Raw genomic sequence first — 23826 nt, 5'->3', positions numbered from 1 at the left:
GTAAGGAAAACAGAAACAGGAGGTAGATAACATGGAAATGAATTCCGCAAATGTGGAAGCCGTTGTTAAACAGGTGCTTGAGAGCATGCTGGACAAGAAGATTCCGGCATCAGGCTCACAGCCGGCGGCAAGCCAGGCAATTCCGAAGACAGCACATGTCGCTATGCTGACTTCACTTGAGCATTATGATATAAAAGAATTCCCGATTCCGGAAGTAGGGGATGGCGATATCCTTGTAAAGGTAGAGGGATGCGGTATCTGCGGAACCGATGCTCATGAATTTAAGAAAGACCCGTTCGGACTCATTCCTGTAGCACTCGGACACGAGGGAACAGGCGAGATCGTCAAGATGGGTAAAAACGTTAAGACAGACAGTGCAGGAAAACCGCTGAAAGTCGGAGATAAAGTCGTTACATGTATGATCTTCAAAGATGACCCGGATATCGAGATGTTCGACCTGAACAAGAAGAACGTGGGAGGCGCTGATGTATACGGACTGCTTCCGGATGATGACATTCATCTGAACGGATGGTTCTCAGACTACATCCTCATCCGTGAAGGATCTTCCGTATTCAACGTAAGCGACCTTGATCTTGATTCCAGAATCCTCATCGAGCCATGTGCAGTTCTTGTACATGCAGTAGAGAGAGCGAAGACAACAGGAATCTTAAGATTCAACAGCAGAGTTGTCGTACAGGGATGCGGACCGATCGGTCTGATCTGTATCGCAGTTCTCCGTACACTGGGTATCGAGAATATCGTCGCAGTAGACGGCAATCAGCAGAGACTTGACTTCGCGAAGAGAATGGGCGCTGATAAGTCCGTAAACTTCATGGAGTACAAAGGTATCGAGGCTCTTTCGGGAGCAGTCAAAGACGCATTCGGCGGACACCTTGCAGATTTCGCATTCCAGTGCACGGGATCACCGGCAGCACATGCGAACATTTACAAATTTATCCGCAACGGCGGCGGACTTTGCGAGCTCGGATTCTTCATCAACGGCGGAGACGCTACGATCAATCCGCACTTTGACCTCTGCTCCAAAGAGATCAATCTGGTCGGCTCCTGGGTATACACACTGAGAGATTATGCGACTACATTTGATTTCCTGAAGAGAGCACAGGCAATCGGACTTCCGATGAAAGAACTGATCACTCACAGATTCCCGCTTGAGGAGATCAATGAGGCTCACAAGACAAATCTTGCACAGAAAGGCCTTAAGATCGCTATCGTTAATAAATAAGGTGGATCATTATGGGAGAAGCAGTAGGTATGTTGGAGGTTTTCGGGCTGGCTACGGCATTTGCGGCGGCTGACGCCGGGTGCAAAGCCGGAGATGTATGGCTTGAGAAATTCGACAAAAACAAACCGGCAAATGCAGATGAATTACCTGTACCACTGATCGTCATGGTCAAATTCCGCGGAAGCGTATCCGATGTCACGGCGGCGCTTGAAGCGGCAAAGGCGAGAGCCGAGGAGCTTGCAGGCGTTGTGACCGATTATAAGATCGCAAGACCGACAGAGGATACAGAAAAGATGCTGAAGCTTACCGGATTAGATAAAGGTGAACCACATATCATCAATGAAAAAGATATTGAAGAGATTTAGGAGGAAATGAACAATGGCAATGGCACAGCTTGCATTAGGAATGGTTGAAACAAGAGGACTTACAGCAGCAATCGAGGCTGCAGATGCAATGACAAAAGCAGCAGAGGTTACTCTGGTAGGAACAGAGAAGATCGGAAGCGGACTTGTAACAGTTATGGTACGTGGAGACGTAGGAGCTGTTAAAGCTGCAGTAGAGACAGGAGCAGACGCAGCAGGAAGACTTGGAGAACTGGTTGCTACACATGTAATCCCGAGACCGCACAACGACGTGGAGAAGATCCTTCCTACTGTATAGTCATACTGCTTGCGGGAGGTCCTTACATTAAAGCAAAGGAGCAGTCTCATGGGAAATGCGTATGGATTTTTTGAAATCCCGAGTGTAACAGCGGCGGTAGTTGCCGTAGATATCATGTGCAAGACAGCAAATGTGCAGTTTGTCACATGGGAGAAAAAACTGGGCGGACGACTGGTTACGATCATTATCCGCGGCGACGTATCTGCTGTGAAACAGGCTGTCGAAGCTGCCGAAGCAGGTGGGATCAAAAAGCCTGTGTGCGCTGTAGTGATTCCGAGTCCCCATGAGGAGGTACTCAAGATCGTTAACGGCAGTGCGAACAGAGTAGATTAGGAGGCAGTTTAGGATGGCAGAAGAAAAGAAAACAACAGCCAAAGCGCCGGCGAAAACTGTACGAAGAGTGAGAAAGACGGCGCAGAAGGCAGAACAGGTACAAGAACAACCAACAATTCAAAAGGAGGAACGAAGAATGTCACAGGAAGCATTAGGAATGGTGGAAACAAGAGGTCTGGTAGCGTCAATCGAGGCAGCAGATACAATGTTAAAGGCTGCTAACGTAGTTCTCGTAGGAACAGAGAAAATCGGAAGCGGACTTGTAACAGTTATGGTACGTGGAGACGTAGGAGCTGTTAAATCAGCAGTTGAGTCCGGAGCAGAGGCTGCCGGAAGACTCGGCGAGTTAGTAGCTACACACGTAATCCCGAGACCGCACAATGATGTGGAGAAGATTCTTCCGGTTCTTAAATAAGAGAGATATTATTGACAAGCCAATAATCACGTGTTATTGACGAATCATCCGGGGAGCTGATCAGATTACTGTATCAGTTCCCCGTGAATACAAGGAGAATCAAAATATGGATAACAGTAATGTGGCATTAATTACAAAGCTGGTCCTGGAAGCAGTAGAAAAGCAGAAATCTTCCGATGATGCGGGATATCTTGTCCCGATCGGAGTGTCCGCAAGACATATCCATCTTACACAGGAACACGTAGAAGTATTATTCGGTAAAGGCTATCAGCTTACAAAGAGAAAAGAGCTCATGGGCGGACAGTTTGCATCGAATGAGACCGTAACTATCGTGGGAATCAAGCTACGTGCGATTGAAAATGTCAGGGTACTCGGCCCGGTCAGAAAACAGACTCAGGTAGAAATATCCGCTACAGATGCGATTAAACTGGGAGTGAAAGCTCCAATCAGAGAGTCCGGGAATATTGCCGGAAGTGCACCAATTGCTGTAGTAGGGCCTAAAGGAGCGCTTTACCTTAATGAGGGATGTATTATTGCTATGCGGCATATACATATGTCTCCGAGGGATGCAATGGCGGCCGGAGTACACGATGGCGATATCGTGTCTGTAAAAGCTGATAATGAAAGAGGAACAATATTCAATCACGTAAAGATCCGTGTGGACGACAGTTTTACGCTTGAAATGCACATTGATACAGATGAGGCAAATGCTGCGAAGATTGCGACCGGAGACACAGTGAGGATTTTATCATGCTGATAGGAAAAGTGGTTGGAAGCGTAGTTTCAACGCGCAAATGTGAAAACTTGGTCGGCAATAAATTTATGATCGTGGATATTCTGGAACATATGCACTCCGGCGCAGACCAGCTTATCGCGATCGACAAGATTGGCGCGGGAATCGGCGAATATGTTCTTGTGGCACAGGGCAGTGCGGCAAGAATAGGAAGCGGTATGCCTGATGCACCTGTCGACGCGGCGATTGTAGGTATTATTGACGACGGATCAGGACTGGAGTAGTGGAATTATGGATATGAAAGAGTTAAGCAGCATATTGCAGCAGAACGGCATCGTCGGTGCAGGTGGTGCAGGATTCCCGACATATGCGAAGCTGGACGAGCGTGCGGAAACGATCATTCTGAACTGTGCGGAGTGTGAGCCACTCCTGAGGCTGCACAGACAGCTTCTTGAAAAGCATGCAGCCGAGATTGCAGAAATGTTCCATACGATAGCTGAGACTGTCGGAGCAAAAGAAGCTATCATCGGGATTAAAAAAGCATATAAAAAGACGATCGAAGCAGTAAATGCTGTTATTGAAAAATATCCGGAAATGAGACTTGGATTGCTGGATGAGGTGTATCCCGCCGGCGATGAAGTAGTTCTTATCTACGAAGTGACAGGGAAAGTTGTACGCCCGGGCGGACTTCCGATCGAGAGCGGCGTTGCAGTATTTAATGTAGAGACTGTATACAATGCTTACAGGGCTTTACATGAAAATACACCTGTTGAAGATAAGCTGGTATCTGTTGTTGCTGAGGTAGAGAATCCGATTACAGTCCGTGTTCCTATCGGCACACCTCTTGACGAGGTGGTCGCGCAGGCCGGACATGTGACAACGCCGAATCCGGTATATTTTGTGGGCGGTCCTATGATGGGAAATATCGGGACAGGGGCCCAGCCGGTGACAAAGACGACGAATGCAATCCTCGTACTGCCGGAAGATCATTATATCATTCAGAAAAAATTAAAGAAAAACTCAATCGATATGAAACGCGCAGCGGCATGCTGCTGTCAGTGTACGATGTGTACGGACTTATGTCCCCGACATCTGCTCGGACACCCGATTGAGCCGAATAAATTCATGCTTGCAGCTACCTGCAAGGATATACAGGAGCCGAACATTTTTATAAATACGATGTTCTGTTCTTCCTGCGGCGTCTGCGAACTGTATTCCTGCTTCCAGGGACTCTCGCCAAGAAGCCTGATGGCTGAATATAAAGCGGGTCTGAGGGCGAACGGTATTAAAGCTCCACATGTGGAAGCAAAACCGGTAGGACCGGAGAGAGAGTACAGAAAAGTTCCAATGGAACGCCTGATGGCAAGGATCGATCTTACGAAATATAACAAAGAAGCGCCTCTGGATGAATCTGAGATCGCAGTTAAAAAGGTGAAGATCATGATGAGCCAGCATATAGGTGCTCCTGCTTCCCCGATCGTGAAGAAGGGCGACAAGGTAACAAAGGGACAGATGATCGCTGAACCGGGCAAAGGCTTGAGCGTGGGCATCCACGCATCAGTCACAGGAACAGTGACGGAAGTAAATGACAAGTATGTCATTATAGAAACTTAGGAAGGACGTGCAGGCAATGAGTAAGGCAATTGGAATGGTAGAATATAAGACTGTTTCAGCAGGCATTACCGCGACAGACGCTATGGTAAAGACCTCTGAAGTCAGTATAATCGAAGCTCAGACAGTATGTCCGGGTAAGTATATTGCGATCATTACAGGTGACTTAAGCGCCGTAAAAGCAGCGGTGGACAATGCCAAAGAGCTGCACGGTTTCCACCTGATCGACAGTTTTGTACTCGGAAACCCGCATGAATCTATTTTCCCGGCGATTTACGGTGCATCAAAGATAGAGGATGTGTCAGCACTCGGTATCTTTGAGACGTACGACGCTGCATCCATTATTGTGGCGGCCGATGAAGCGGCAAAGACAGCGATCGTCGATCTGATCGAGCTGCGTATCGCGAGGGGTATGTGCGGAAAATCATATATGCTGCTGACAGGCGAAGTAGCTGCTGTTGAAGCAGCGATCGAACGGGCAAAAGAAGCGGTGAAAGACAGAGGCATGTTCCTCGATTCGTCAGTTATCGCTCATCCGGATGCTCAGATTCGCGATGCAATTTTATAAAAAGCTAAGAACAGACAGGCTCTCCCCTGCTTAAACCTGCAGTGATACGGGTGTATTTCCGTACTGGTGCAGAGCGGTCGGAGGGTCTGTTTTGTCGTTGACAGGGGGCAGTGGGATGCTTGCAATAGAAAGACGTAACGAGATCCTGGAAAAGCTTCAGACAGACCGAAGAGTTGTTGTAAGTGAATTAAGCCAGCTGTATGACGTTTCGGAGGAAACAATCAGACGCGACCTAGAGAAGCTGGTGAATGACGGCTATGCTATAAAAAGTTACGGCGGAGCCGTTATCAACGAAAATGTTAATATTGAACTGCCGTTTAATATCAGAAAGAACCGTAATATCGTAGGTAAGCAGCATATAGCAGAGCTGGTAGCCGGACTGGTAAAGGACGGAGACAGTATTATGCTTGATGCGAGCACGACCGCGGTGTATATTGCGAAAGCGCTGCAGGAGAAAGGCAGGAAAAACCTGACAGTTATAACCAATTCTATCGAGATTATCATTGAGTTGTTTGATGTGCAGGACTGGACTGTCTTGTCGACAGGAGGTGCATCGAGGGAGGGATCATTTGCACTCGTGGGGCCGCAGACTGACAGGATGCTCGGCAGCTATCATGTCGACAAAGCTATAATTTCCTGTAAGGGCATTGACGTAACAGCAGGATTTACGGATTCAGATGATCTGCATGCCAACAATAAAAGAACGATGCTTAAAGCGGCAAAAGAGAAAATCCTGGCAATCGACAGCAGCAAATTTGACCGGATAGCATTTACGGAGATTGGAACTCTGGATGACCTGACAACAGTAATAACGAATGAGAAACCAGAGGATAAATGGCTCCAGGTATTTAAAGATTCAGGTATCCAGTGCATTTATCCAAAATAGAATGTACTGGATGATGTACCGGGTCTGAATGAAGAGAGGACAGCTATGAAAAGCTTTGATATTAAAACAAGAATATATTTCGGAGATCAGGCACTTGAACGGCTTGCGGAGATCCCTTATCAGAAAGTAATGATAGTAACGGATCCGTTCATTGCTCAGGGTGAACTGATAGATCTGGTTACAGATCCTTTGAAGAGAGGCAATAAGCAGTTTGAGATATTTAAAGATGTGGTGCCTGACCCGCCGATTGAAAAAATCAGCGAGGGTGTCAAAAAGATGCTCGAGTACAGACCGGATGCGATCGTCGCAGTGGGCGGCGGTTCTGCTATCGACTCATCAAAGTCGATCCGCGAGTTCGCGCTCCGGGTAGATCATTATGCTGAAGTAGGGTTGATCGCTATTCCTACGACAAGTGGAACCGGTTCAGAAGTAACATCGTTTGCGGTTGTCACAAATCCGGAAGAGCAGGTGAAGTATCCGCTGGTGGCGAGATCTATGACACCGGACGAAGCAATCCTTGATGCGGAACTTGTAAAAAGTGTTCCCCCGGCTATTACGGCAGATACGGGAATGGATGTATTCACACATGCCCTGGAGGCGTGTGTCAGTACGAACAGAAATGATTTCTCAACAGCTTTGGCCGAGAAAGCGATTGAGATATGTGGAGTGTTCCTCCTGAGAGCATATCTTGACGGAAATGATACTCATGCACGACAGAAGATGCATTCGGCGTCCTGCCTGGCAGGACTTGCATTCAATTGTGCATCGCTTGGCCTGAATCATGGTATGGCACATCAGCTTGGAGCTACATTCCACATACCCCATGGACGCGCTAACGCAATGCTGTTGCCACATATCATTGAGTTTAACAGTGACATTAATAAGCATAGCAAGAGCCGTTCGGAGTATCTTCCTGCCGTGAAGAGATACTCAACGGTGGCCCAGATACTGGGACTGAGCAGCTATAATAAGATCATGACAGTCAGATCTCTCGTGAACTGGGTACAGTTCATGTTGAAAGAGATGGATATTCCGCTGTCAATCTCACAGATCGGTACTATTTCGGAGGACGAATACTTCAAGGCAATTGACCGTATGGCTGATGCGGCGCTTGAAGACGCATGTACTGCAACGAATCCGAGAGTGCCGACAAAAGATGATGTAATAAGGATTTATAAAGCTCTCTGGTAGGAGACGGATTTTCAGATAAGTAAAAATTTCCGCCGGGAGATATGTATTGTTAGCGCACGCGCTTTCGCTCTGTCGCTGCGTAACGGTACGTAGGAGCGCAAAAGACGCGCTCCAAGTGCCGACGCAGCTCAAAGGTGCGTACACAATACATATCTCCCGGCTGCTTTTTTGACTTATTTGAAAACAATTCATAAAACCTTTCATCAGCTGTAAGTGTTTTCTTTCCCTGTCATATGCTATCATCATAGCATAGAACAAGGGAGGTGCCGATAATGGAAACGGTTCTTGAAATTGAGGATTTAAAGAAATATTACGGTAGACAGGGGAATCAGACGAAAGCCCTGGATGGAATCACATTACAGGTAATGGAAGGAGAATTCCTCGGTATTATGGGGAGCAGCGGCTCGGGTAAATCGACGCTTTTAAACTGCATTGCCACGGTGATAGAGCCAAGCAGCGGTAAGATCATGATGAAAGGTACGGAAATCCATTCGCTGAAAGGGAAAAAACTGGCGGCGTACAGGGGAAGAGAGATCGGATACCTGTTCCAGAATTTCGAGCTGATTGATAATCTGACCGGGCGGGAGAATATCATGTTGCCGATGTCACTTCACAATGTATCGGATAAGGAGAGCTCAAAGAGGCTGTCACGTCTGGCCTCTTATCTTGAGATTACAGATGTACTGGACAAATTCCCGTCTCAGATGTCCGGCGGGCAGAAGCAGCGTGTCGCAGCGGCAAGGGCGCTGATCATGGACCCGGGGATCATACTCGCTGATGAACCGACAGGAGCATTGGACTCCAGGAATGCGAAAACACTTATGAAAAAGCTTGCGGGACTGAATCAGGACGAGAATGCGACAATCCTGATGGTGACCCATGACTCGAATGCGGCAAGTTATTGCAAAAGGATTCTTTTCATTCAGGATGGGCGGATCTTTCACGAGCTCAGGCGGGATACTCCGGATGAAACACAGCAGGAGTTCTACGACAGGATACTGAAAGTGATGTCTCAGCTGGGAGGAGGGAGCGCAAATGTTCTTTAATCTGATCACCCGTAACAGCCGGAGAAGCAGGAAAGAGAACGGAATGTTTTTTGCAACTCTGCTGATCGCGATCATAGCATTTTACATTATACTCTCACTGTCACGCCAGGATGTTATGCTCTTTCTGCAGGAAATGGAAAGCGATGCAGTAAATCGTCTCCTGGGAATGATTCCGGTCTTTTATGTAATGACACTGATCATTCTATTTTTCCTTATCTACTTTGCAAGCAAATTTCAGCTTGAGCGGCGCAGGCATGAGATCGGCATGTACCTGATGATGGGAATGACGCGTAACAGGCTGTTTGTACTCCTTCTGGCGGAAGATATACGAAGCAGTATCATCGCTCTTCTGATCGGACTTCCGGCGGCTGTACTCCTGTCGGAGATTATCAGTCTGGTGACTGCCCGGCTGGTGGGATTAGGGATTATCGGGCACAGTTTCTCGTTGTCACTGGAGGCAGTGCTTTGGACGGCAGCAGGATTCTTTATTATTAAACTGGCGGCCTTCCTGATCCTGAGTGCGAAAATCAGCCGCAGGGAGATCGGTTCTCTACTGGCAGAAAGACCGGAAGAAACACGCAGACAGCTTCCGGCACCGGTCTATGCGCTGTCGCTCCTTGGCGGCATATTGTGTCTCGGAACAGCTTATTACCTGGCTATCAGAGGTATGTCCTGGTATCAGATCCGTATAATGGGGCTTACAGTTTTGCTGGGATTTGCAGGCACGCTTCTGTTTTTCTTTGGCCTGAGATTTGTATTTAGTCTGATCCTGCGGACAGGAAAACGCGACCGCCGTCTTCATATATTCAATGTACGGCAGTTACAGGAAAATGTAATCCGCCAGTCAGGTACTATGGCGGTCAGTTCGCTTCTGATTCTGGCTGCGCTCTGCTGTTTCGGCGCAGGTGTGGCGATGGCTGCCCATTACGGGAAGTCGGAGACGCATGTCCTCGATTATACATTCCTGCCGGAATATACAGACGAGCCAAATCAGGAACAGAGCGCGGAAGATATATTGGATATTCTTAAAAAGACAGGTCTGGACACGTCGTTTTCCGAATTGTTTGAAATGAAGATTGGCCATATCTATGCGAAAAACGATGATTTTGAAAATATGTATACAATGGACAGTGTGATGAGAGAGATTGAAAAACTTCCTGTTTCAGAGGACAGAGACGTGCTCCTGAATAATCTGGAATACGCAGATTTCCCTCATCTGATCTCTTTGAGCGGATATAATGAACTGCTCCGCATCGCAGGGCTTCCGGAACTGGCACTGGAAGAAAATGAAGGTGCTGTATATATGGACAGAGAGTTTGTCAATGACAGCCGTATCAGAATTATGAACGGAATCCTTGCCGGCAGCCCGGAAGTACAGCTTCACGGAGAATCTCTGCGGCTGACCGGGACAGTACAGTCAACAGGAGTCGTGACAGACAGTTCGATTACGTTGTCCTTTGCCCTTATCCTTCCGGATGAAGCATTTCAATACTATACACAGAATCGATATGATGTTTATGTAAACGGGGTGCTGGACAGCAGTACAGCAGAGAGAGTCGGCCTTATGCAGGCAATTTCGGGTATGAATGACAGACTGAATGGTACCGGTCTGAATTATGAGAGTTATCTGCAGAATATGGGGCGTCAGCTTTTCTATATTGTTGCCGCCAGCTACCTTACAATCTATCTGGCGATCATCTTTATCATCGTTGCGAATACCGTGATCGGGGTCCAGTTCCTGATGAACCAGCAGAAGACGAACCGCAGGTATAAGACACTGATACGGCTGGGCGCAGTGTATGAAGCTCTGTGCAGGTCAGCTGAGAAACAGGTTAACTGGTATTTCGGTATCCCGGTCCTTGTAGCTGCCGCCAGCAGTCTGTTCGCGGTGAGGGCATTGTTCTCCGGTCTGCTCTCTCCAAGGACACAGGGATCTGTCCAGGAGCTGATGCTCATCTCAGCGGCTATGATTCTTGTACTCTGTGTGATAGAATATATCTATATGTCTGCGGTGAAGCGCTCCAGCAGAAGGTATCTGCTGAAACTTATGGTGCCGGAGAGAGAAGAATGACGGCATCGGAAGAAACGGAAAGGCGACGTGTCTGGTGTCGGTGTAAAGTGATGAAGTCAGGAGGTAACAGAACGGGATGAAACGGATTGCAGTTGTGGAGGATGAGCCTCTGATGCGTGAGGAACTGGCTCTGATGCTTAGAAAAGCAGGATATGAAGTGGAAGAAATCACTGAGTTTGAACAGGTGCCAGAGCAGATAGAGCAGCTATCTCCCGATCTTGCGGTGCTCGATCTTAATCTTCCGGGCACCAGCGGATTTCAGATATGCAGAGAGATAAAAGGAAAGAATTCGTTTCCGGTCCTGGTGCTGACCTCGAGAGATCAGCTGAAGGATGAGCTGCACGCACTTGAACTGGGAGCAGACGAATATCTGACCAAACCATGCCGCAGGGAGCGGCTGCTTGCCAGGGTATCCAACGTATTGAAGCGCTATGAAGGAAGGGCGAATCTACTGGAAGGTCCGGGCTTTCTCCTGGACCGCCGGACTTATACGGTATACATCAATAACAATTCTGCTATACTTCCGAAGAATCAGGGCAGGCTGCTCGAGACATTTCTCTCACGAAGTGACAGGACAGCGACAAAAGATGACCTGTGTACGGCGCTGTGGGGCACGGCAGAATATATAGATGAGAATGCACTCCAGGTTAATCTGACACGGCTCAAAAAGACGATGGCAGGACTTGGAATGGAACAGAAGATCACACCGATCCGCGGTGTGGGCTACCGGCTGGAGGATGAAGAGCATGAGAAATAGACTGCAGTATTTGTCACGGTATCTTCCATGGTTTCTGCTCCTGCTGGGGCTCGACGCAATGTCAGCGCTTTTATTATGGCTTTCCGATGCGAAGGCTTTTGCAGTATTGTTGCCGATGATCCTGTTTGCGACAGTTTTATTATTTATTGCTGTGGCATTTGTACTGGCGCGCGCTGAGCAGAGGAAAGAGAATGCTTTCCGGGTATTCCTGAATCATCCTGACGCGCTGAATGAGGAGAAGCTGCTCCGGACGGTCAGCGCCTCCGAACGGGAATCGCTCCGCCTGCTGGGAAATATCCTGCGGGAGAAAGAGCTATTGCGGAGCAGAGCAGAAGCTGCGGCAGAAGATTATGAGGAATATGTAGAGGCGTGGGCGCATGAGACGAAGACGCCGCTGTCGCTTCTGACAATGGTGCTGGACAATCAGGGGGATGAGATTCCCGCACCGGCTGCATTTAAACTGGAGTATGTCAGGAGTCAGCTCCAGGAGCATATTAACCAGATCCTCTATTACGCGCGTTTAAAAAGCGCCCGAAAGGACTATCTTTTTGAACATCTGGATCTTAATGTCTGTATTGAGGAAGTCCTGGAAGAGTACGGTCTGCTTTTGAAAGAGAAGGATTTTCAGGTCAGTATACGGATGCCTTCGATCAAAGTATTTACAGACCGCAGAGGAATTCGGTTCCTGATTGGACAGATTGTGAGCAATGCAGTGAAATACAGTTCGGACAGTCCGAAACTGACGATAACACTGGAGCAGGAAGAGACCGCAGAGATACTGCGGATCCGCGATAATGGTATCGGTGTGAAAGAGTGTGATCTGCCATATATTTTTGAAAAAGGGTTTACCGGAGATCCGACTGATACCGGGAAGAAAGCAACGGGAATGGGACTGTATCTTTCTAAGAAGATGGCGGAGGATCTTAATCTCGAGCTGGAAGTCTGGTCCGAGCGGGGAAAAGGATTTGAAATGACGATCATATTTCCGAGAGTGTGAAATATATGTTTGCCGGGAGATTTTCCCGGCAAACATGAAGATTACGGAAGCAGGAACGCATACATTACTACAAAATGACATGCGCTTCCGGCCATTACGAAGAGGTGGAAGATTTCGTGGCTGCCGAAATTTTTGTGCCTGCTGTTGAACAACGGCAGTTTCAGTGCGTATATCACACCGCCCACCGTGTAAATAATACCCCCTGCCAGGAGCCAGCCGAATGCTGCCGGCGACAGATTGTTCAAAAGCTGGGTGAATGCCAGCACGCAGGTCCACCCCATTCCGATATATAGTACGGATGATACCCATTTCGGGCAATATACCCAGAATGCTTTGATCAGGATTCCGGCAATAGCGATTGCCCAGACGATCGACAGAAGAATGATTCCGAGCCGGCCTTTCAGGACGATAAGGCAGACAGGCGTGTAGCTTCCTGCGATAAGGACCGAGATCATCATATGATCGATCTTTTTTAATATTGTATTTACTTTTTCGGAAATATCAAATGTATGGTATGTTGTACTGGCTGCATATAACAGGATCAGGCTGGCTGCGTATATGGTCATTGATATGATATATATGCGGTCCGGTTCACGGGCAGCTTTGAACAGCAGTGGCACGGCTGCGAAGATAGCCATCACCATTCCGATAAAATGGGTGATTGCGCTGCCGGGCTCTTTGATGTGAAATCTTTTTGGCTGTTGTTTTCTGATTGCAGCTTTACTGCTTATATTTATTGCGTTTGTTATGGTTCCGGTATTTTCCATAAATATGCACCTCCCGGATGTTATAATTACAAGTGGTTTTTAAAACTACATCTAGTATATGCATATATTACATCAAGAATTCATAAAAATCAATTATAAAAATATACAAAATAAAAGCCGGTATACACCGGCTTTTGTAAATAATATAGACTATTTTATAACAGTACCTGTCTTTCCTTTCAAAGCATCTTTTACTTTGTCGAAAGAAGTGATGTAAGCACAGCGGCCTTCACGCTGCTCGATAAATTCAACGGCAGCCCGGAACTTCGGATACATGTTGTAGATACCGAAATGACCTTCTTCCATATATGCTTTTGCCTGTTCGACAGTAATCTCTCCGAGCGGCTGCTCATTTTCCTGTCCCATATTGATACATACCTGCTCAACATTAGTAAGAATGATGAGCATATCTGCATCAACGCCTTCGGCAAGCTTTCCGGCGGCGAGATCCTTTTCAATCACAGCACTGGCGCCTTTCAGATGATTGTCCTGTTCCATGACAGGAATACCGCCGCCTCCTGCTGCGATAACAATCTGGTCAGCGTCCAGAAGGGCGTTGACAGCGTCGAGTTCTACGATTTTTACCGGATTTGGTGCTGATACGACACGTCGGAATCCTTTGCCGGCTTCTTCGATCACATAGTTTCCTTTCCTGCGTTCTTCATTGGCTTCCTGCGCATTCATATAGCGGCCGAGTACTTTCGTAGGTGTATAGAAAGCCTCGTCATACGGGTCAACGATGACCTGTGTCAGTATCGTGCTGACAGTACGGTAGATTCCACGGTTCAGCAGTTCCTCACGGATGCCGTTCTGCAGATCATATCCGATATAGCCCTGGCTCATGGCAGAGCAGACGGACATCGGGCATGCAGTGTATTCCGGATGAGCTTTTGCAAATTCATTCATAGCTGTGTGAATCATACCCACCTGGGGAGCATTGCTGTGAGTAATGGCAACTTTATAACCTTCCTCGATCAGGTCAGCGATGCATTTTGCAGTGCGTGCGATAGCTGCCTTCTGCTCCGGCAGCGTGGTTCCGAGGGCGCGATGCCCTAAAGCTAAAACTACTCGTTTTTTCATAATGTCTCCATTCCGCCGCATATTATATGCGGCATGTTTTTCTAATTCACTTATTAAGAGATAATCTACTGAAAAGTTTACTATCATTTCTGCTAAAAATCAACTGCTGATACATACAGAAAAGACAATGTCGGCAATTAGCAAAATATAAAGTACTGTGCAGAGAAGGATTCTTTTCGAATGGCCGAGCTTCATATACCGGTCCGCCCACCGCGGGGCCAGATAATACAGGAACGCGCATCCGATCAATGCAAATGCAATAGTGCCGCCTAGATAAACTTTGCCGTCCAGATTGAGGAGAAACTCACTGTAATTGCGCAGTCCTTCTCCGGATGCCAATTCCGTCCCCAGATTAATAAAGTATTCAAGCAGTGAATACAGGAGTGCATTGAGCAGGAATACTGCTACCGGTTTCCTGATCAGACGTTTTAACAGAAACAGTATAAGGATGCCATAAATACCGTATAGCAGAATCCAGGGACCATACAGCGGTGTATGGCTTTGGATTACGCCTCTGTTTATCAGATTAATCACTGCTTCCAGTACCCATCCAAAGATGGAAAATGCCGGAAACAAAAACAAATACGAAAGAAGATCGTATCGGCGGTCAGCTTTTAACGGCGACCTTACGGCTTTTAACGGCGGCTGTACTGAAAAGAGAAACACCGGATACTGCTCGGGGGCAAAGTAGGAAATCTTTGTATACGGTCCCTGAGAATCGTCATATAATGCCTTGATGATGAGCAGTTCGTCATCAGAAGGAACATGTTCGAGGTAGGAGTCGTTGAGTTCTTCGTATTTTGCTGAACGTGACAACACATAATTCCTTCTGAGTGTGGCATATAGTTCGGTTCTGCAGGAAGTAATATAGGGATTTACAAAAAGCAGATCCAGTAGTCCGAGAGTAAACAGGGACAGGATATGCCATCCGAGGAAAGACAGATCAAGCAGGAAAAACTTTCGTTTGTTGCGCCGCATGAGCTGCTTTGACAGAAAAAAAGCATCTTTTCTGCTGATTTTCGGATTCTCTGCCAGAATATACGGGATCAATATGTATTCATAATGTTTGATGATCCCGCCGACTATCGTGAGATTCCAGACAGACTGGAACAGGGTGCGCGAGAACATTATCCATGCCGGATGACGTAGATAGCGGAGTTTATAGAGAAAAAAGATTTTGGAGATGGCAGTCTGCGGATAATTGCGGTTTTCCATAAAAAAGCGTTTCTCTCCGATAAGCAGGATATTACTGATAAAGACCTGATAAAAAAGTGCAAACAATATGCTGACAATAGAAAAGATCAGGGCAGAAGAAAATTCTCCGGTCAGGAAATAATTTGCGGTGCGGATAAAACTGAAAAATACGGATATATTGGTAGAAAACAGATCAATGATCATTGAAAGGGAATCGTACAATATCCCGTTTAAAGCTCCGGACAGCGGAGTTCCTTCCAGAAGGTGTACTGCCATGTCCAAAACTGCTTCGGAATTGGGAATGCCGGATACATATGCAGCATCGTTGCCCAATGATCCAGAGGAAATCTGCAGGTTTAGAAACGTTGTGGAAAAGGAGTATGCTGTTGTGAGCATGGCAATTAAAAAACAGACGGGAAGAATACGAAAATATCCCTGTTTCATGAGCGCCATTGCTTTCTTTTTAATTACCTTTCTCTTCCACATGCCAGATCCCTCCGCCGGATAAAATGATAGTATATTATAATATGGAAACCGGGGGAATTGCAAGAGCCGCAGTGTTACGAGACACTATTTGTGGAGTGCCTCATGCTCCCTGCGGATCTCTTTAAAACAGTCCGGTGCAGTCCATGTGCTGTTGGTGGGTGTCAGAATTGCTTTATAAGGGAACGGTCCGGCACCGCATCGCCTGAGTGCGGCGAGCACCTTATTCAGGCGACTATCGCTTAAGAAGCAGAATACAAACATAGTGCCGGGAAGTTCGGGCCCTTCGTATTTTGACTCTGCGGGAGACATTTCCTTTATTCCGGCGAGGACGCCAAGCGGCTGGCAGTAATCTTCCTTTTTAATCTTCCTAAGCCGGATATGAAGTGGAAAGAGTGCTGTCTCGATTTTGAGCAGTTCCTCCCTGGCGGGTGCATTGAATAGCAGAATTGTTTCCTTCATTATTTATATCACTCCTGATTGTTAAGATGTTGGTGTTATGTTTTCTTTATTGTAAAGCATACAGGCACAAAAGTGAAGGTGGATATTTTCGGAAATGTGCATACAATATCATATAAAGAGCTGTGTGGTGAAGAAGTATGCGACTCTGTGAACTTCGGGACAAAGAAGTGGTAAATATCTGCAGCGGGAAACGCCTGGGCTGTATCGTGGATGTGGAGATAAATATCTGCAGTGGCGAGGTGGAAGCTGTTATTATCCCGGGGCCGGGTAAAATCTGCGGTTTCCTCGGGACGGACTGTGAATATGTGATTCCGTTTGCATGTATACGGAAGATCGGACCGGATATCGTGATTGTTGAAATTAAGGAGGAAAAGTTTTTGCAAAAGTTTTGACGATTGTGTATAATGTATGCAGATTAACAGCAGCGGCATGCAGGTATCAGGACTTTTTCAGATGCAGCCGCGCTGAGAAAGGCGGAATATATTATGAGATGTCCATATTGCGGTAATCCGGATACCAGAGTTATAGATTCCAGACCGGCTGAGGATAAAAGTTCAATCAGACGGCGCCGTTCCTGTGACGAGTGCGGGAGGAGATTTACTACTTATGAAAAAGTGGAGACAATCCCGCTGATCGTGATCAAAAAAGACAATAACCGTGAGCAGTATCAGCGCTCTAAGATAGAAAAGGGAATCTTAAGTGCATGTTACAAACGGCCGGTTCCGGCGGAAGATATCCAGAAGACGATAGATGCTGTAGAATTGGAGATTTTTAACCGGGAAGAGAAGGAAATTCCGAGCAGTGTGATCGGTGAGATCGTCATGGAGAAACTGGAAGATCTCGATCCGGTGGCGTATGTTCGTTTTGCATCTGTTTACAGAGAGTTCAAGGATGTGAATACATTCATGGACGAACTTAAAAAGTTCCTGCAATAGTTATGCGTACCTATAAATTGACGATCGCCTATGACGGGACAAGATATCAGGGGTGGCAGCGCCAGGCAAACACTGACAGGACGATACAGGGAATACTGGAGCGGGTGATTTCAGAGCAGGCCGGGTATCCGGTGGAAATAGACGGATCCGGAAGGACGGATGCAGGAGTGCATGCTTCGGGTCAGACCGCAAGTGTAGTGTTGAGCGGAATAACGTCGGAGAGCTTTTTTACAGAGGAAATCAACCGGATTCTTCCGGAAGATATCCGGATCCTTGAGGCGGACCTTGTGAAAAGCGGGTTTCATGCAAGAAAGAGCGCTGTCGGCAAGGTCTATGAGTACCGGATCGATACCGGAACAAAGCCGGATGTGTTTCAAAGGCGTTACTGCTTTCATTTTCCTCATGAGCTTGATCTTGATATTATGAGAAGAGCGGCGGAGAAACTCAAAGGAACCCATGAATTTGCGGGATATACGGATAAAAAAGACGAAAAGTCCACAAAGCGGACAATTTATGATATAATAGTCAGCGGACAAGGCAGCAGTGTGACCATCCGCTATGAAGGGACAGGCTTTCTCTACCACATGGTGCGGATACTGACGGGGACACTGCTTGAAGCAGGATTGCACCAGCGCACGGTAGAGAGTGTGGCAGAGGTCCTGCTTACAAAAGACCGAAGACAGGCAGGATTTCTTGCCCCGGCAAGAGGCTTGTTCTTGCGAGAGGTACATTACGATCAAAGGGGCAGATAAAGATTATCTGCCCTTACTTGCGCGAACAGCGTGAGCTGTATGGTATCGTGCAGATCAGAAAGTAATAGGAGGTATGCATGAAACTGATATCATGGAATGTCAACGGAATCCGGGCTTGCGTCCAGAAAGGATTTCTTGACTTTTTTAAAGAGGCGGACGCCGATATCTTCTGCATCCAGGAGACAAAGATGCAGGCGGGGCAGCTCGACCTCGAACTGCCGGGATATCACCAGTACTGGAATTATGCTGTGCGGAAGGGATATTCCGGAACTGCGGTATTCACGAAGAAAGAGCCGCTCAGCGTGACGTACGGCATTGGCATCGAGGAACATGATCAGGAAGGCCGTGTTATTACATGTGAATTCGACGACTTTTATTTTGTTACTGTATATACGCCGAACTCGCAGAATGAGCTGGCGCGTCTTGATTACCGCATGAAATGGGAAGATGATTTCCGGGCTTATTTAAAGAAGCTAGAGGAAGCTAAACCTGTTATCGTAACAGGAGACATGAACGTCGCTCACAGAGAGATAGACCTGAAGAATCCGAAGACAAACCGGCGGAATGCGGGATTTACCGACGAGGAGAGACAGAAGTTTACAGAACTTCTTGATGCGGGCTTTATTGATACATTCCGGTATTTCTATCCGGAACAGACAGGGATCTACTCCTGGTGGTCCTACCGGTTCAGCGCCCGTGCCAAAAACGCAGGGTGGCGCATCGACTATTTCTGCGTTTCAGAAAGTCTGAAGGACCGGCTTGAAGACGCGAAGATCCTGACGGATGTCATGGGATCGGATCACTGCCCGGTTGAACTGGATCTTAAGTAACAGAATTGACCTTAAATATCTCATTGTTTGAGAAGGAGGATGAACGAAAATGACAAAGATAGATATTATCTCCGGCTTCCTCGGAGCCGGAAAGACAACCCTGATCAAAAAACTGCTCTCAGAGGCATTTACAGGAGAGCAGGTCGTACTCATCGAAAATGAATTCGGTGAGATAGGAATTGACGGCGGATTCTTAAAAGAGTCCGGCATCGAGATCCGCGAGATGAACTCAGGATGCATCTGCTGCTCGCTTGTGGGAGATTTTGGAAAATCTCTGCGGGAGGTAGTGGACACATATCATCCGGACCGTATCCTGATCGAGCCGTCCGGCGTAGGCAAACTCTCAGACGTGATCAAGGCAGTACAGGATGTCCAGGAGGAGATTGATGCACAGCTCAACAGCTTCACAACAGTTGTGGATGTGACAAAATGCAGGATCTATAGAAAGAACTTTGGTGAATTCTTCAGCAACCAGATCGAATATGCAGGAGCGGTCATCTTAAGCCGTACAGACAAGGCAAAACCGGAGAAGATCGAAGAGAGTGTTGTTCTGCTGCGGGAGCTCAATGACAAGGCTCCGTTTATCACGACTCCGATCGCGCAGCTTCCGGGGAAAAAGATTCTTGAGACGATGGAATCCAGTAAATCCCTTGAGGAAGAACTTCTTGACGAGATCATCTGCCCGGAGTGCGGTCATCACCATGAAGAGGGTGAGTGCTGCGGCCATGACCACGAGCATGAGCACCATCATCACGAGCATGAACACCATCATCATGAGCATGAAGAGCACGATCATCACCATGACCACGATCGCGGCGAATGCTGCGGCCATGATCATGACCATCACCACCATCACGACCATGCAGGTCATCATCATGCAGATGATGTGTTTACAAGCTGGGGACGTGAGACAATCCACACATATACAAAGGATCAGATCAGCAATATCCTGAAAGAACTGGAGACAGACGAAAGTTACGGAAATGTCCTGCGTGCAAAAGGAATGGTGGCAGGAGCTGACGGCGAGTGGATTTATTTCGATATGGTTCCCGAGGAGCATGAAGTCCGTACAGGAGCACCGGAATACACGGGCAGGATCTGTGTGATCGGCGCCGAACTCAACGAGGATAAACTGGCAGCATTATTCGGACTGGCACAGGAGGCGAACTAAGATGTATGAACCGGAAGTTATGGTTTATCTTATGACTGGTTTCCTGGACAGTGGAAAGACACAGTTCCTTACTTTTACACTGGAGCAGGATTATTTCCAGATTGACGGCAAGACTCTGCTGATCCTCTGCGAAGAAGGAGAGGAAGAGTATGATCCGATGGAAATGCTCAAGTATGGCGTTGTCATAGAGAAGGTCGAAGACCAGGAAGACCTGACGGAAGAATGGCTTGAGGAAATGAACAGGAAACACGGGCCGGAGCGTGTAGTTGTGGAATACAACGGCATGTGGAAAGTAAGTGACTTTGAGAATCTGAAGCTGCCTGAAGGGTGGGGTATTGAGCAGAAGATAACTACGGTAGATGCAAGCACGTTTCAGATGTATCTTACAAATCTGAAGCCTCTCTTTGTCGAAATGGTCAGAGGCGCGGATATGGTGCTCTTCAACCGCTGTGAGGATATTAAGCCTCTCGCGGGATACCGCCGCAGTGTGAAAGTAGTAAGCCCGCAGGCAGAAGTAATCTTTGAGGATGAACAGGGAGAAATCGAAAATATATTTGAAGATGAAGTTCCTTATGATCTGAAAGCCCCGGTTATCGAGATTGAAAAAGAGGATTACGGTATCTGGTATGTAGATATGATGGAAAATCCGGACAGATATAAAGGAAAAGTAGTGGAATACACCGCAAAGGTGCTCAAGCCCAGATCATTTCCTGCAAAAGTGTTTATGGCGGGGCGCATGGCGATGACATGCTGCGCGGATGATACATCATTCCTCGGTTATGTGTGCAGAAGTGCTTACGCACCGAAACTTAAGCCCGGGCAGTGGGTGAAGATCCGGGCAAAAATCCGCTTCGCGAACCTGTCAGTCTACCGCGGAGAAGGTCCGGTACTGGAAGCGGAACATATAGAGCTTGCAGACCCGATAGAAGAACTGGTATACTTTAATTAGTGTAAATCAATTATCAGCAGGAGGTATTCTGAGATGGAGAAAAAATATGATGTGATCGCCCTTGGCGAGCTCTTGATCGATTTCACGATGAACGGACAGAGCGAACAGGGAAACAATATGTTTGAGGCATGCCCGGGCGGAGCGCCGTGCAATGTACTGGCTCTCCTTAATAAAATGGGAAAGAAGACGGCATTCCTCGGTAAAGTAGGAAAGGACCAGTTCGGCACATTGCTGAGAGATACGATTACAGATGCGGGAATCGACGCATCTCATCTGATGGTCGATGACACGGTAAATACAACACTGGCGTTCGTCCATACATTTCCGGACGGGGACCGCGAATTTTCTTTCTACCGTAACCCGGGAGCTGACATGATGCTCACGGAAGATGAAGTAGATCCCGAGTTTATCGCGCAGACAAAAATCCTCCATTTCGGTACGCTCTCCATGACACATGACGGAGTGAGAGCAGCGACAAAAAAGGCGGTGCAGGCTGCAAAGGACGCCGGCTGTCTCGTATCCTTTGATCCGAATCTGCGCCCGCCGCTCTGGTCATCCCTCGATCTTGCGAAAGAACAGATGGAATATGGTTTCGGAGTGTGCGACATTTTGAAGATCTCTGACAACGAGATCCAGTTCGTATCCGGAAAAGAGGATTATGACGAGGGAATCGCCTATCTCCAGGAGAAATATAATATCCCGCTTATCCTTCTCACGATGGGAAAAGAGGGAAGCCGCGCATACTATAAAGGAAAATGCGTAGAGCGCCCGGGATTTGCCGTTAAGGCGATCGAGACGACAGGCGCCGGGGATACCTTCTGCGGCAGCTCGCTGAACTATATCGTAGAGCACGGATTTGATGATCTGACGGAAGATCAGTTAGGCGAACTGCTCACATTCGCAAACGCGGCAGCAGCAATCGTGACGACGAAGAAAGGCGCGATCCGGTCCATGCCGGAGAGGGAGGAAGTTGAGGCTCTCTTGGGAAAATAAAACCAGCGGATATCCGAAGGTACCGGGGGTTCAAAATAAAGGCGGGAGCTGCATTGTCAATGTGTAAAAAGAAGACATTTTGACTGTTTCTTTTAACTTATTGACTAATGCAGTTCCTGCCTTTTGTGTATAATAGGAACCAGAAAACAGGAGGTACATACAATGGAGAAAATGAAAGTATCATATAGCAGGAGAACAGTCATGATGCTGACAGGTATTTTGTTTATCAGTCTTTGTGTTGGCTGTTATCGGCTGAGTAATTTCGGTGTGGATGCTTTTACCTGCATGAATCTGGGAATCAGCGGTTTCTTGCATATGAGTTTTGGCACATGGCAGCTCATTATGAATGCGGTCATACTCGTCGTGGTCTTTTTTACAGTGCGGAAGAATATCGGAGCCGGAACCATTATCAATATGGTCTGTGTAGGATACGGAGCGGATTTTATCTGCTGGATCGTTGAGGATATGCTTAAGGTGGAAGCAGGGCTGCCCTTAAGGATTTTGTTCCTTGTATCCGGCTGTCTGTTTGCAGGGCTGGGCGTAGCTTTTTACATCGTGGCAGATATGGGGATTGCGCCTTATGACAGCGTAGCATTTATTATACAAAAAGCGTTGAAAGGAAAGATACAATTTCAGTATGCCAGAGTATGCAGTGATGTTGCGGTAATTATTATAGGCGTGTTCTTCTGCTTGGTTTCCGGAGGCAATCTGTGGGAAATCGTGGGGATTGGTACGATATGCAATGCATGTTTTAATGGTCCGCTCATCCAGTTTTTCCGGGGACATGTCAGTGAACCAATCCTGCACAATAAAGAAAAATCTGTATAACTATTTCATCACCCGGTTCTTATTTCTCCATTCTCTTGGAGATACCCCATAAACATTTTTATATGCTCTGGAGAAATGAAGCTGGTTTGAATATCCAACAGCATTGCCGATGTCGCTGATGGATAAATCTGTCAGCTTCAGGAGTTCTGCTGCTTTTGCCATCCGGTAGCTGAGCAGGAACTGCTGGGGGGATTTCCCGACAGTTTCTTTGAAAATACGCCCGAAGTAGGTGCGGTTCAGCCCGCAGAAGGAAGCGATATTTTCGATGGAAATATCGTTCGGGAAGTTCTGTTCGATGTAGTTGAGCGCCTCTTTTATATAGAAGTCTCTTACCCGTCCGCTTGTCGTCATCTGTGATGAAGAGGAACGGGAAAGATAGTCGATAAAGAGATAGAGATGCCCCATGAGATGAAAAGGCGGAGCATCGTGATGTTCTGCGATGTACAGCATCTCGTCTTTCATATTTTCCCGAAGATCTTTATAGGCAGCGTGATAGACAGGATGGTCGGGCGACAGTCCGGCCGTCTCGATAATCTCACGCGCGCGCATGCCGTCAAATTCGATCCAGATATATTCCCAGGGAAGTTTCGGGTCTGCAATGTAGGTATTGATCTGACGGGGGAAGATCATGAATCCCTCCCCGCTTCTGATCTGATATTCATGGGAAATCCCCCTGGAATCGTTAGCCATCAGCCTGCCGGTCCCGGAGAGGACATAGTGGAACAGATAATGATTCCTTGTGGCAGGACCGAAAGAATATGCAGGAGGACACTGTTCCATTCCGTACTGGTACAGGCTCAGGTCAACGAAGTTCTCATTCGGGAATATAGAAAATACAGGCTCGCTCATAGAAATCTCCTTAATTTAGTCA

Annotated in this window: 28 protein-coding genes; 23 read left to right on the top strand and 5 right to left on the bottom strand. The window is 47.3% G+C overall.

The window, feature by feature from the left end:
• The first annotated feature begins 31 nt into the window (after positions 1–31).
• The 15 genes from FNY66_RS05995 to FNY66_RS05925 all read left to right on the top strand — a co-directional run bounded on the left by FNY66_RS05995 (position 32) and on the right by FNY66_RS05925 (position 12511).
• The gene (locus FNY66_RS05995; protein WP_087150097.1) at positions 32–1243 is read left to right on the top strand and encodes a zinc-binding dehydrogenase; all 1212 of its coding nucleotides are present in this window, start codon (positions 32–34) and stop codon (positions 1241–1243) included.
• A gap of 11 nt (positions 1244–1254) precedes the next feature.
• A complete protein-coding gene (locus FNY66_RS05990) occupies positions 1255–1608 on the top strand; it encodes a BMC domain-containing protein (protein WP_087150098.1) in 354 nt (117 codons plus the stop codon).
• Positions 1609–1627: 19 nt separating this feature from the next.
• Entirely contained in the window at positions 1628–1903 is a 276-nt protein-coding gene (locus FNY66_RS05985) for a BMC domain-containing protein (RefSeq protein WP_009003872.1), read from the top strand.
• A gap of 48 nt (positions 1904–1951) precedes the next feature.
• Complete coding sequence (locus FNY66_RS05980) at positions 1952–2236, top strand: BMC domain-containing protein (protein WP_087150099.1); 285 nt, start codon at positions 1952–1954, stop codon at positions 2234–2236.
• Between the two features lie 136 nt (positions 2237–2372).
• Complete coding sequence (locus FNY66_RS05975; RefSeq protein ID WP_143449243.1) at positions 2373–2651, top strand: BMC domain-containing protein; 279 nt, start codon at positions 2373–2375, stop codon at positions 2649–2651.
• 106 nt (positions 2652–2757) lie between these two features.
• Complete coding sequence (gene pduL, locus FNY66_RS05970; RefSeq protein ID WP_087150101.1) at positions 2758–3408, top strand: phosphate propanoyltransferase; 651 nt, start codon at positions 2758–2760, stop codon at positions 3406–3408.
• Positions 3402–3668, top strand: a complete 267-nt coding sequence (locus FNY66_RS05965) for a EutN/CcmL family microcompartment protein (RefSeq protein ID WP_087150102.1) — start codon at positions 3402–3404, stop codon at positions 3666–3668. Before pduL ends, FNY66_RS05965 begins: the two co-directional genes overlap by 7 nt.
• Before the next feature lie 7 nt (positions 3669–3675).
• The gene (locus FNY66_RS05960) at positions 3676–4998 is read left to right on the top strand and encodes an SLBB domain-containing protein (RefSeq protein WP_087150103.1); all 1323 of its coding nucleotides are present in this window, start codon (positions 3676–3678) and stop codon (positions 4996–4998) included.
• Positions 4999–5014: 16 nt separating this feature from the next.
• Entirely contained in the window at positions 5015–5563 is a 549-nt protein-coding gene (locus FNY66_RS05955; protein ID WP_087150104.1) for a BMC domain-containing protein, read from the top strand.
• Positions 5564–5678: 115 nt separating this feature from the next.
• A complete protein-coding gene (locus FNY66_RS05950) occupies positions 5679–6449 on the top strand; it encodes a DeoR/GlpR family DNA-binding transcription regulator (RefSeq protein ID WP_087150105.1) in 771 nt (256 codons plus the stop codon).
• Between the two features lie 45 nt (positions 6450–6494).
• Complete coding sequence (locus tag FNY66_RS05945) at positions 6495–7640, top strand: 1-propanol dehydrogenase PduQ (RefSeq protein WP_087150106.1); 1146 nt, start codon at positions 6495–6497, stop codon at positions 7638–7640.
• Between the two features lie 272 nt (positions 7641–7912).
• A complete protein-coding gene (locus tag FNY66_RS05940) occupies positions 7913–8686 on the top strand; it encodes an ABC transporter ATP-binding protein (protein WP_087150107.1) in 774 nt (257 codons plus the stop codon).
• The gene (locus tag FNY66_RS05935) at positions 8676–10757 is read left to right on the top strand and encodes an ABC transporter permease (protein ID WP_087150108.1); all 2082 of its coding nucleotides are present in this window, start codon (positions 8676–8678) and stop codon (positions 10755–10757) included. The genes FNY66_RS05940 and FNY66_RS05935 overlap by 11 nt, the downstream gene beginning before the upstream one ends.
• Positions 10758–10833: 76 nt before the next feature.
• Positions 10834–11514: a response regulator transcription factor gene (locus tag FNY66_RS05930; protein ID WP_087150109.1), complete on the top strand. Its 681-nt coding sequence runs from the start codon at positions 10834–10836 to the stop codon at positions 11512–11514.
• Entirely contained in the window at positions 11504–12511 is a 1008-nt protein-coding gene (locus FNY66_RS05925; protein WP_150310564.1) for a sensor histidine kinase, read from the top strand. Before FNY66_RS05930 ends, FNY66_RS05925 begins: the two co-directional genes overlap by 11 nt.
• A gap of 41 nt (positions 12512–12552) precedes the next feature.
• Here FNY66_RS05925 and trhA read toward each other — a convergent pair whose 3' ends face one another.
• From trhA to FNY66_RS05905, 4 genes are all read right to left on the bottom strand, one after another.
• Complete coding sequence (gene trhA, locus FNY66_RS05920; protein WP_087150111.1) at positions 12553–13278, bottom strand: PAQR family membrane homeostasis protein TrhA; 726 nt, start codon at positions 13276–13278, stop codon at positions 12553–12555.
• A gap of 150 nt (positions 13279–13428) precedes the next feature.
• Positions 13429–14358 (bottom strand): carbamate kinase, encoded by a 930-nt coding sequence (gene arcC, locus FNY66_RS05915; RefSeq protein WP_087150112.1) that lies wholly within the window; start codon positions 14356–14358, stop codon positions 13429–13431.
• A 99-nt stretch (positions 14359–14457) separates the two neighbouring features.
• Positions 14458–16038 (bottom strand): DUF975 family protein, encoded by a 1581-nt coding sequence (locus FNY66_RS05910; protein ID WP_150310563.1) that lies wholly within the window; start codon positions 16036–16038, stop codon positions 14458–14460.
• A gap of 84 nt (positions 16039–16122) precedes the next feature.
• Positions 16123–16497: a DUF3783 domain-containing protein gene (locus tag FNY66_RS05905; protein WP_150310562.1), complete on the bottom strand. Its 375-nt coding sequence runs from the start codon at positions 16495–16497 to the stop codon at positions 16123–16125.
• 137 nt (positions 16498–16634) lie between these two features.
• Here FNY66_RS05905 and FNY66_RS05900 point away from each other — a divergent pair, with 137 nt between their 5' ends.
• The 8 genes from FNY66_RS05900 (at position 16635) to FNY66_RS05865 (ending at position 22955) form a co-directional block, all read left to right on the top strand.
• Complete coding sequence (locus FNY66_RS05900) at positions 16635–16889, top strand: PRC-barrel domain-containing protein (protein WP_087150115.1); 255 nt, start codon at positions 16635–16637, stop codon at positions 16887–16889.
• A gap of 93 nt (positions 16890–16982) precedes the next feature.
• Complete coding sequence (gene nrdR / locus FNY66_RS05895) at positions 16983–17432, top strand: transcriptional regulator NrdR (protein ID WP_087150116.1); 450 nt, start codon at positions 16983–16985, stop codon at positions 17430–17432.
• A gap of 2 nt (positions 17433–17434) precedes the next feature.
• Entirely contained in the window at positions 17435–18184 is a 750-nt protein-coding gene (gene truA, locus FNY66_RS05890) for a tRNA pseudouridine(38-40) synthase TruA (RefSeq protein ID WP_150310561.1), read from the top strand.
• A gap of 77 nt (positions 18185–18261) precedes the next feature.
• Positions 18262–19014 carry an exodeoxyribonuclease III gene (locus FNY66_RS05885; protein ID WP_087150118.1) on the top strand — a complete coding sequence of 251 codons (753 nt, stop codon included), beginning with the start codon at positions 18262–18264 and terminating at the stop codon, positions 19012–19014.
• Positions 19015–19063: 49 nt separating this feature from the next.
• The gene (locus FNY66_RS05880) at positions 19064–20185 is read left to right on the top strand and encodes a CobW family GTP-binding protein (protein ID WP_150310560.1); all 1122 of its coding nucleotides are present in this window, start codon (positions 19064–19066) and stop codon (positions 20183–20185) included.
• 1 nt (position 20186) lies between these two features.
• Positions 20187–21134, top strand: a complete 948-nt coding sequence (locus FNY66_RS05875) for a TIGR03943 family putative permease subunit (RefSeq protein ID WP_150310559.1) — start codon at positions 20187–20189, stop codon at positions 21132–21134.
• A 33-nt stretch (positions 21135–21167) separates the two neighbouring features.
• Positions 21168–22127 (top strand): PfkB family carbohydrate kinase, encoded by a 960-nt coding sequence (locus FNY66_RS05870; RefSeq protein ID WP_150310558.1) that lies wholly within the window; start codon positions 21168–21170, stop codon positions 22125–22127.
• A gap of 162 nt (positions 22128–22289) precedes the next feature.
• A complete protein-coding gene (locus tag FNY66_RS05865; RefSeq protein ID WP_190324797.1) occupies positions 22290–22955 on the top strand; it encodes a YczE/YyaS/YitT family protein in 666 nt (221 codons plus the stop codon).
• Here the strand turns inward: FNY66_RS05865 and FNY66_RS05860 are convergent, their stop codons facing one another.
• Positions 22956–23804, bottom strand: a complete 849-nt coding sequence (locus tag FNY66_RS05860; RefSeq protein ID WP_150310557.1) for an AraC family transcriptional regulator — start codon at positions 23802–23804, stop codon at positions 22956–22958.
• Positions 23805–23826: the final 22 nt, after the last annotated feature.

This window comes from Mediterraneibacter catenae (genome assembly GCF_008691045.1).
GTDB lineage: Bacteria > Bacillota > Clostridia > Lachnospirales > Lachnospiraceae > Mediterraneibacter > Mediterraneibacter ornithocaccae.
This window is presented reverse-complemented; position numbering and strand designations above follow the sequence as displayed.

What these genes read in the sequence shown, in the direction of transcription:
- FNY66_RS05995 (WP_087150097.1), top strand. Translation starts at nt 32, where the DNA reads ATGGAAATGAATTCCGCAAATGTGGAAGCCGTTGTTAAACAGGTGCTT.
- FNY66_RS05990 (WP_087150098.1), top strand. Translation starts at nt 1,255, where the DNA reads ATGGGAGAAGCAGTAGGTATGTTGGAGGTTTTCGGGCTGGCTACGGCA.
- FNY66_RS05985 (WP_009003872.1), top strand. Translation starts at nt 1,628, where the DNA reads ATGGCACAGCTTGCATTAGGAATGGTTGAAACAAGAGGACTTACAGCA.
- FNY66_RS05980 (WP_087150099.1), top strand. Translation starts at nt 1,952, where the DNA reads ATGGGAAATGCGTATGGATTTTTTGAAATCCCGAGTGTAACAGCGGCG.
- FNY66_RS05975 (WP_143449243.1), top strand. Translation starts at nt 2,373, where the DNA reads ATGTCACAGGAAGCATTAGGAATGGTGGAAACAAGAGGTCTGGTAGCG.
- pduL (WP_087150101.1), top strand. Translation starts at nt 2,758, where the DNA reads ATGGATAACAGTAATGTGGCATTAATTACAAAGCTGGTCCTGGAAGCA.
- FNY66_RS05965 (WP_087150102.1), top strand. Translation starts at nt 3,402, where the DNA reads ATGCTGATAGGAAAAGTGGTTGGAAGCGTAGTTTCAACGCGCAAATGT.
- FNY66_RS05960 (WP_087150103.1), top strand. Translation starts at nt 3,676, where the DNA reads ATGGATATGAAAGAGTTAAGCAGCATATTGCAGCAGAACGGCATCGTC.
- FNY66_RS05955 (WP_087150104.1), top strand. Translation starts at nt 5,015, where the DNA reads ATGAGTAAGGCAATTGGAATGGTAGAATATAAGACTGTTTCAGCAGGC.
- FNY66_RS05950 (WP_087150105.1), top strand. Translation starts at nt 5,679, where the DNA reads ATGCTTGCAATAGAAAGACGTAACGAGATCCTGGAAAAGCTTCAGACA.
- FNY66_RS05945 (WP_087150106.1), top strand. Translation starts at nt 6,495, where the DNA reads ATGAAAAGCTTTGATATTAAAACAAGAATATATTTCGGAGATCAGGCA.
- FNY66_RS05940 (WP_087150107.1), top strand. Translation starts at nt 7,913, where the DNA reads ATGGAAACGGTTCTTGAAATTGAGGATTTAAAGAAATATTACGGTAGA.
- FNY66_RS05935 (WP_087150108.1), top strand. Translation starts at nt 8,676, where the DNA reads ATGTTCTTTAATCTGATCACCCGTAACAGCCGGAGAAGCAGGAAAGAG.
- FNY66_RS05930 (WP_087150109.1), top strand. Translation starts at nt 10,834, where the DNA reads ATGAAACGGATTGCAGTTGTGGAGGATGAGCCTCTGATGCGTGAGGAA.
- FNY66_RS05925 (WP_150310564.1), top strand. Translation starts at nt 11,504, where the DNA reads ATGAGAAATAGACTGCAGTATTTGTCACGGTATCTTCCATGGTTTCTG.
- trhA (WP_087150111.1), bottom strand. Translation starts at nt 13,278, where the DNA reads ATGGAAAATACCGGAACCATAACAAACGCAATAAATATAAGCAGTAAA.
- arcC (WP_087150112.1), bottom strand. Translation starts at nt 14,358, where the DNA reads ATGAAAAAACGAGTAGTTTTAGCTTTAGGGCATCGCGCCCTCGGAACC.
- FNY66_RS05910 (WP_150310563.1), bottom strand. Translation starts at nt 16,038, where the DNA reads ATGTGGAAGAGAAAGGTAATTAAAAAGAAAGCAATGGCGCTCATGAAA.
- FNY66_RS05905 (WP_150310562.1), bottom strand. Translation starts at nt 16,497, where the DNA reads ATGAAGGAAACAATTCTGCTATTCAATGCACCCGCCAGGGAGGAACTG.
- FNY66_RS05900 (WP_087150115.1), top strand. Translation starts at nt 16,635, where the DNA reads ATGCGACTCTGTGAACTTCGGGACAAAGAAGTGGTAAATATCTGCAGC.
- nrdR (WP_087150116.1), top strand. Translation starts at nt 16,983, where the DNA reads ATGAGATGTCCATATTGCGGTAATCCGGATACCAGAGTTATAGATTCC.
- truA (WP_150310561.1), top strand. Translation starts at nt 17,435, where the DNA reads ATGCGTACCTATAAATTGACGATCGCCTATGACGGGACAAGATATCAG.
- FNY66_RS05885 (WP_087150118.1), top strand. Translation starts at nt 18,262, where the DNA reads ATGAAACTGATATCATGGAATGTCAACGGAATCCGGGCTTGCGTCCAG.
- FNY66_RS05880 (WP_150310560.1), top strand. Translation starts at nt 19,064, where the DNA reads ATGACAAAGATAGATATTATCTCCGGCTTCCTCGGAGCCGGAAAGACA.
- FNY66_RS05875 (WP_150310559.1), top strand. Translation starts at nt 20,187, where the DNA reads ATGTATGAACCGGAAGTTATGGTTTATCTTATGACTGGTTTCCTGGAC.
- FNY66_RS05870 (WP_150310558.1), top strand. Translation starts at nt 21,168, where the DNA reads ATGGAGAAAAAATATGATGTGATCGCCCTTGGCGAGCTCTTGATCGAT.
- FNY66_RS05865 (WP_190324797.1), top strand. Translation starts at nt 22,290, where the DNA reads ATGGAGAAAATGAAAGTATCATATAGCAGGAGAACAGTCATGATGCTG.
- FNY66_RS05860 (WP_150310557.1), bottom strand. Translation starts at nt 23,804, where the DNA reads ATGAGCGAGCCTGTATTTTCTATATTCCCGAATGAGAACTTCGTTGAC.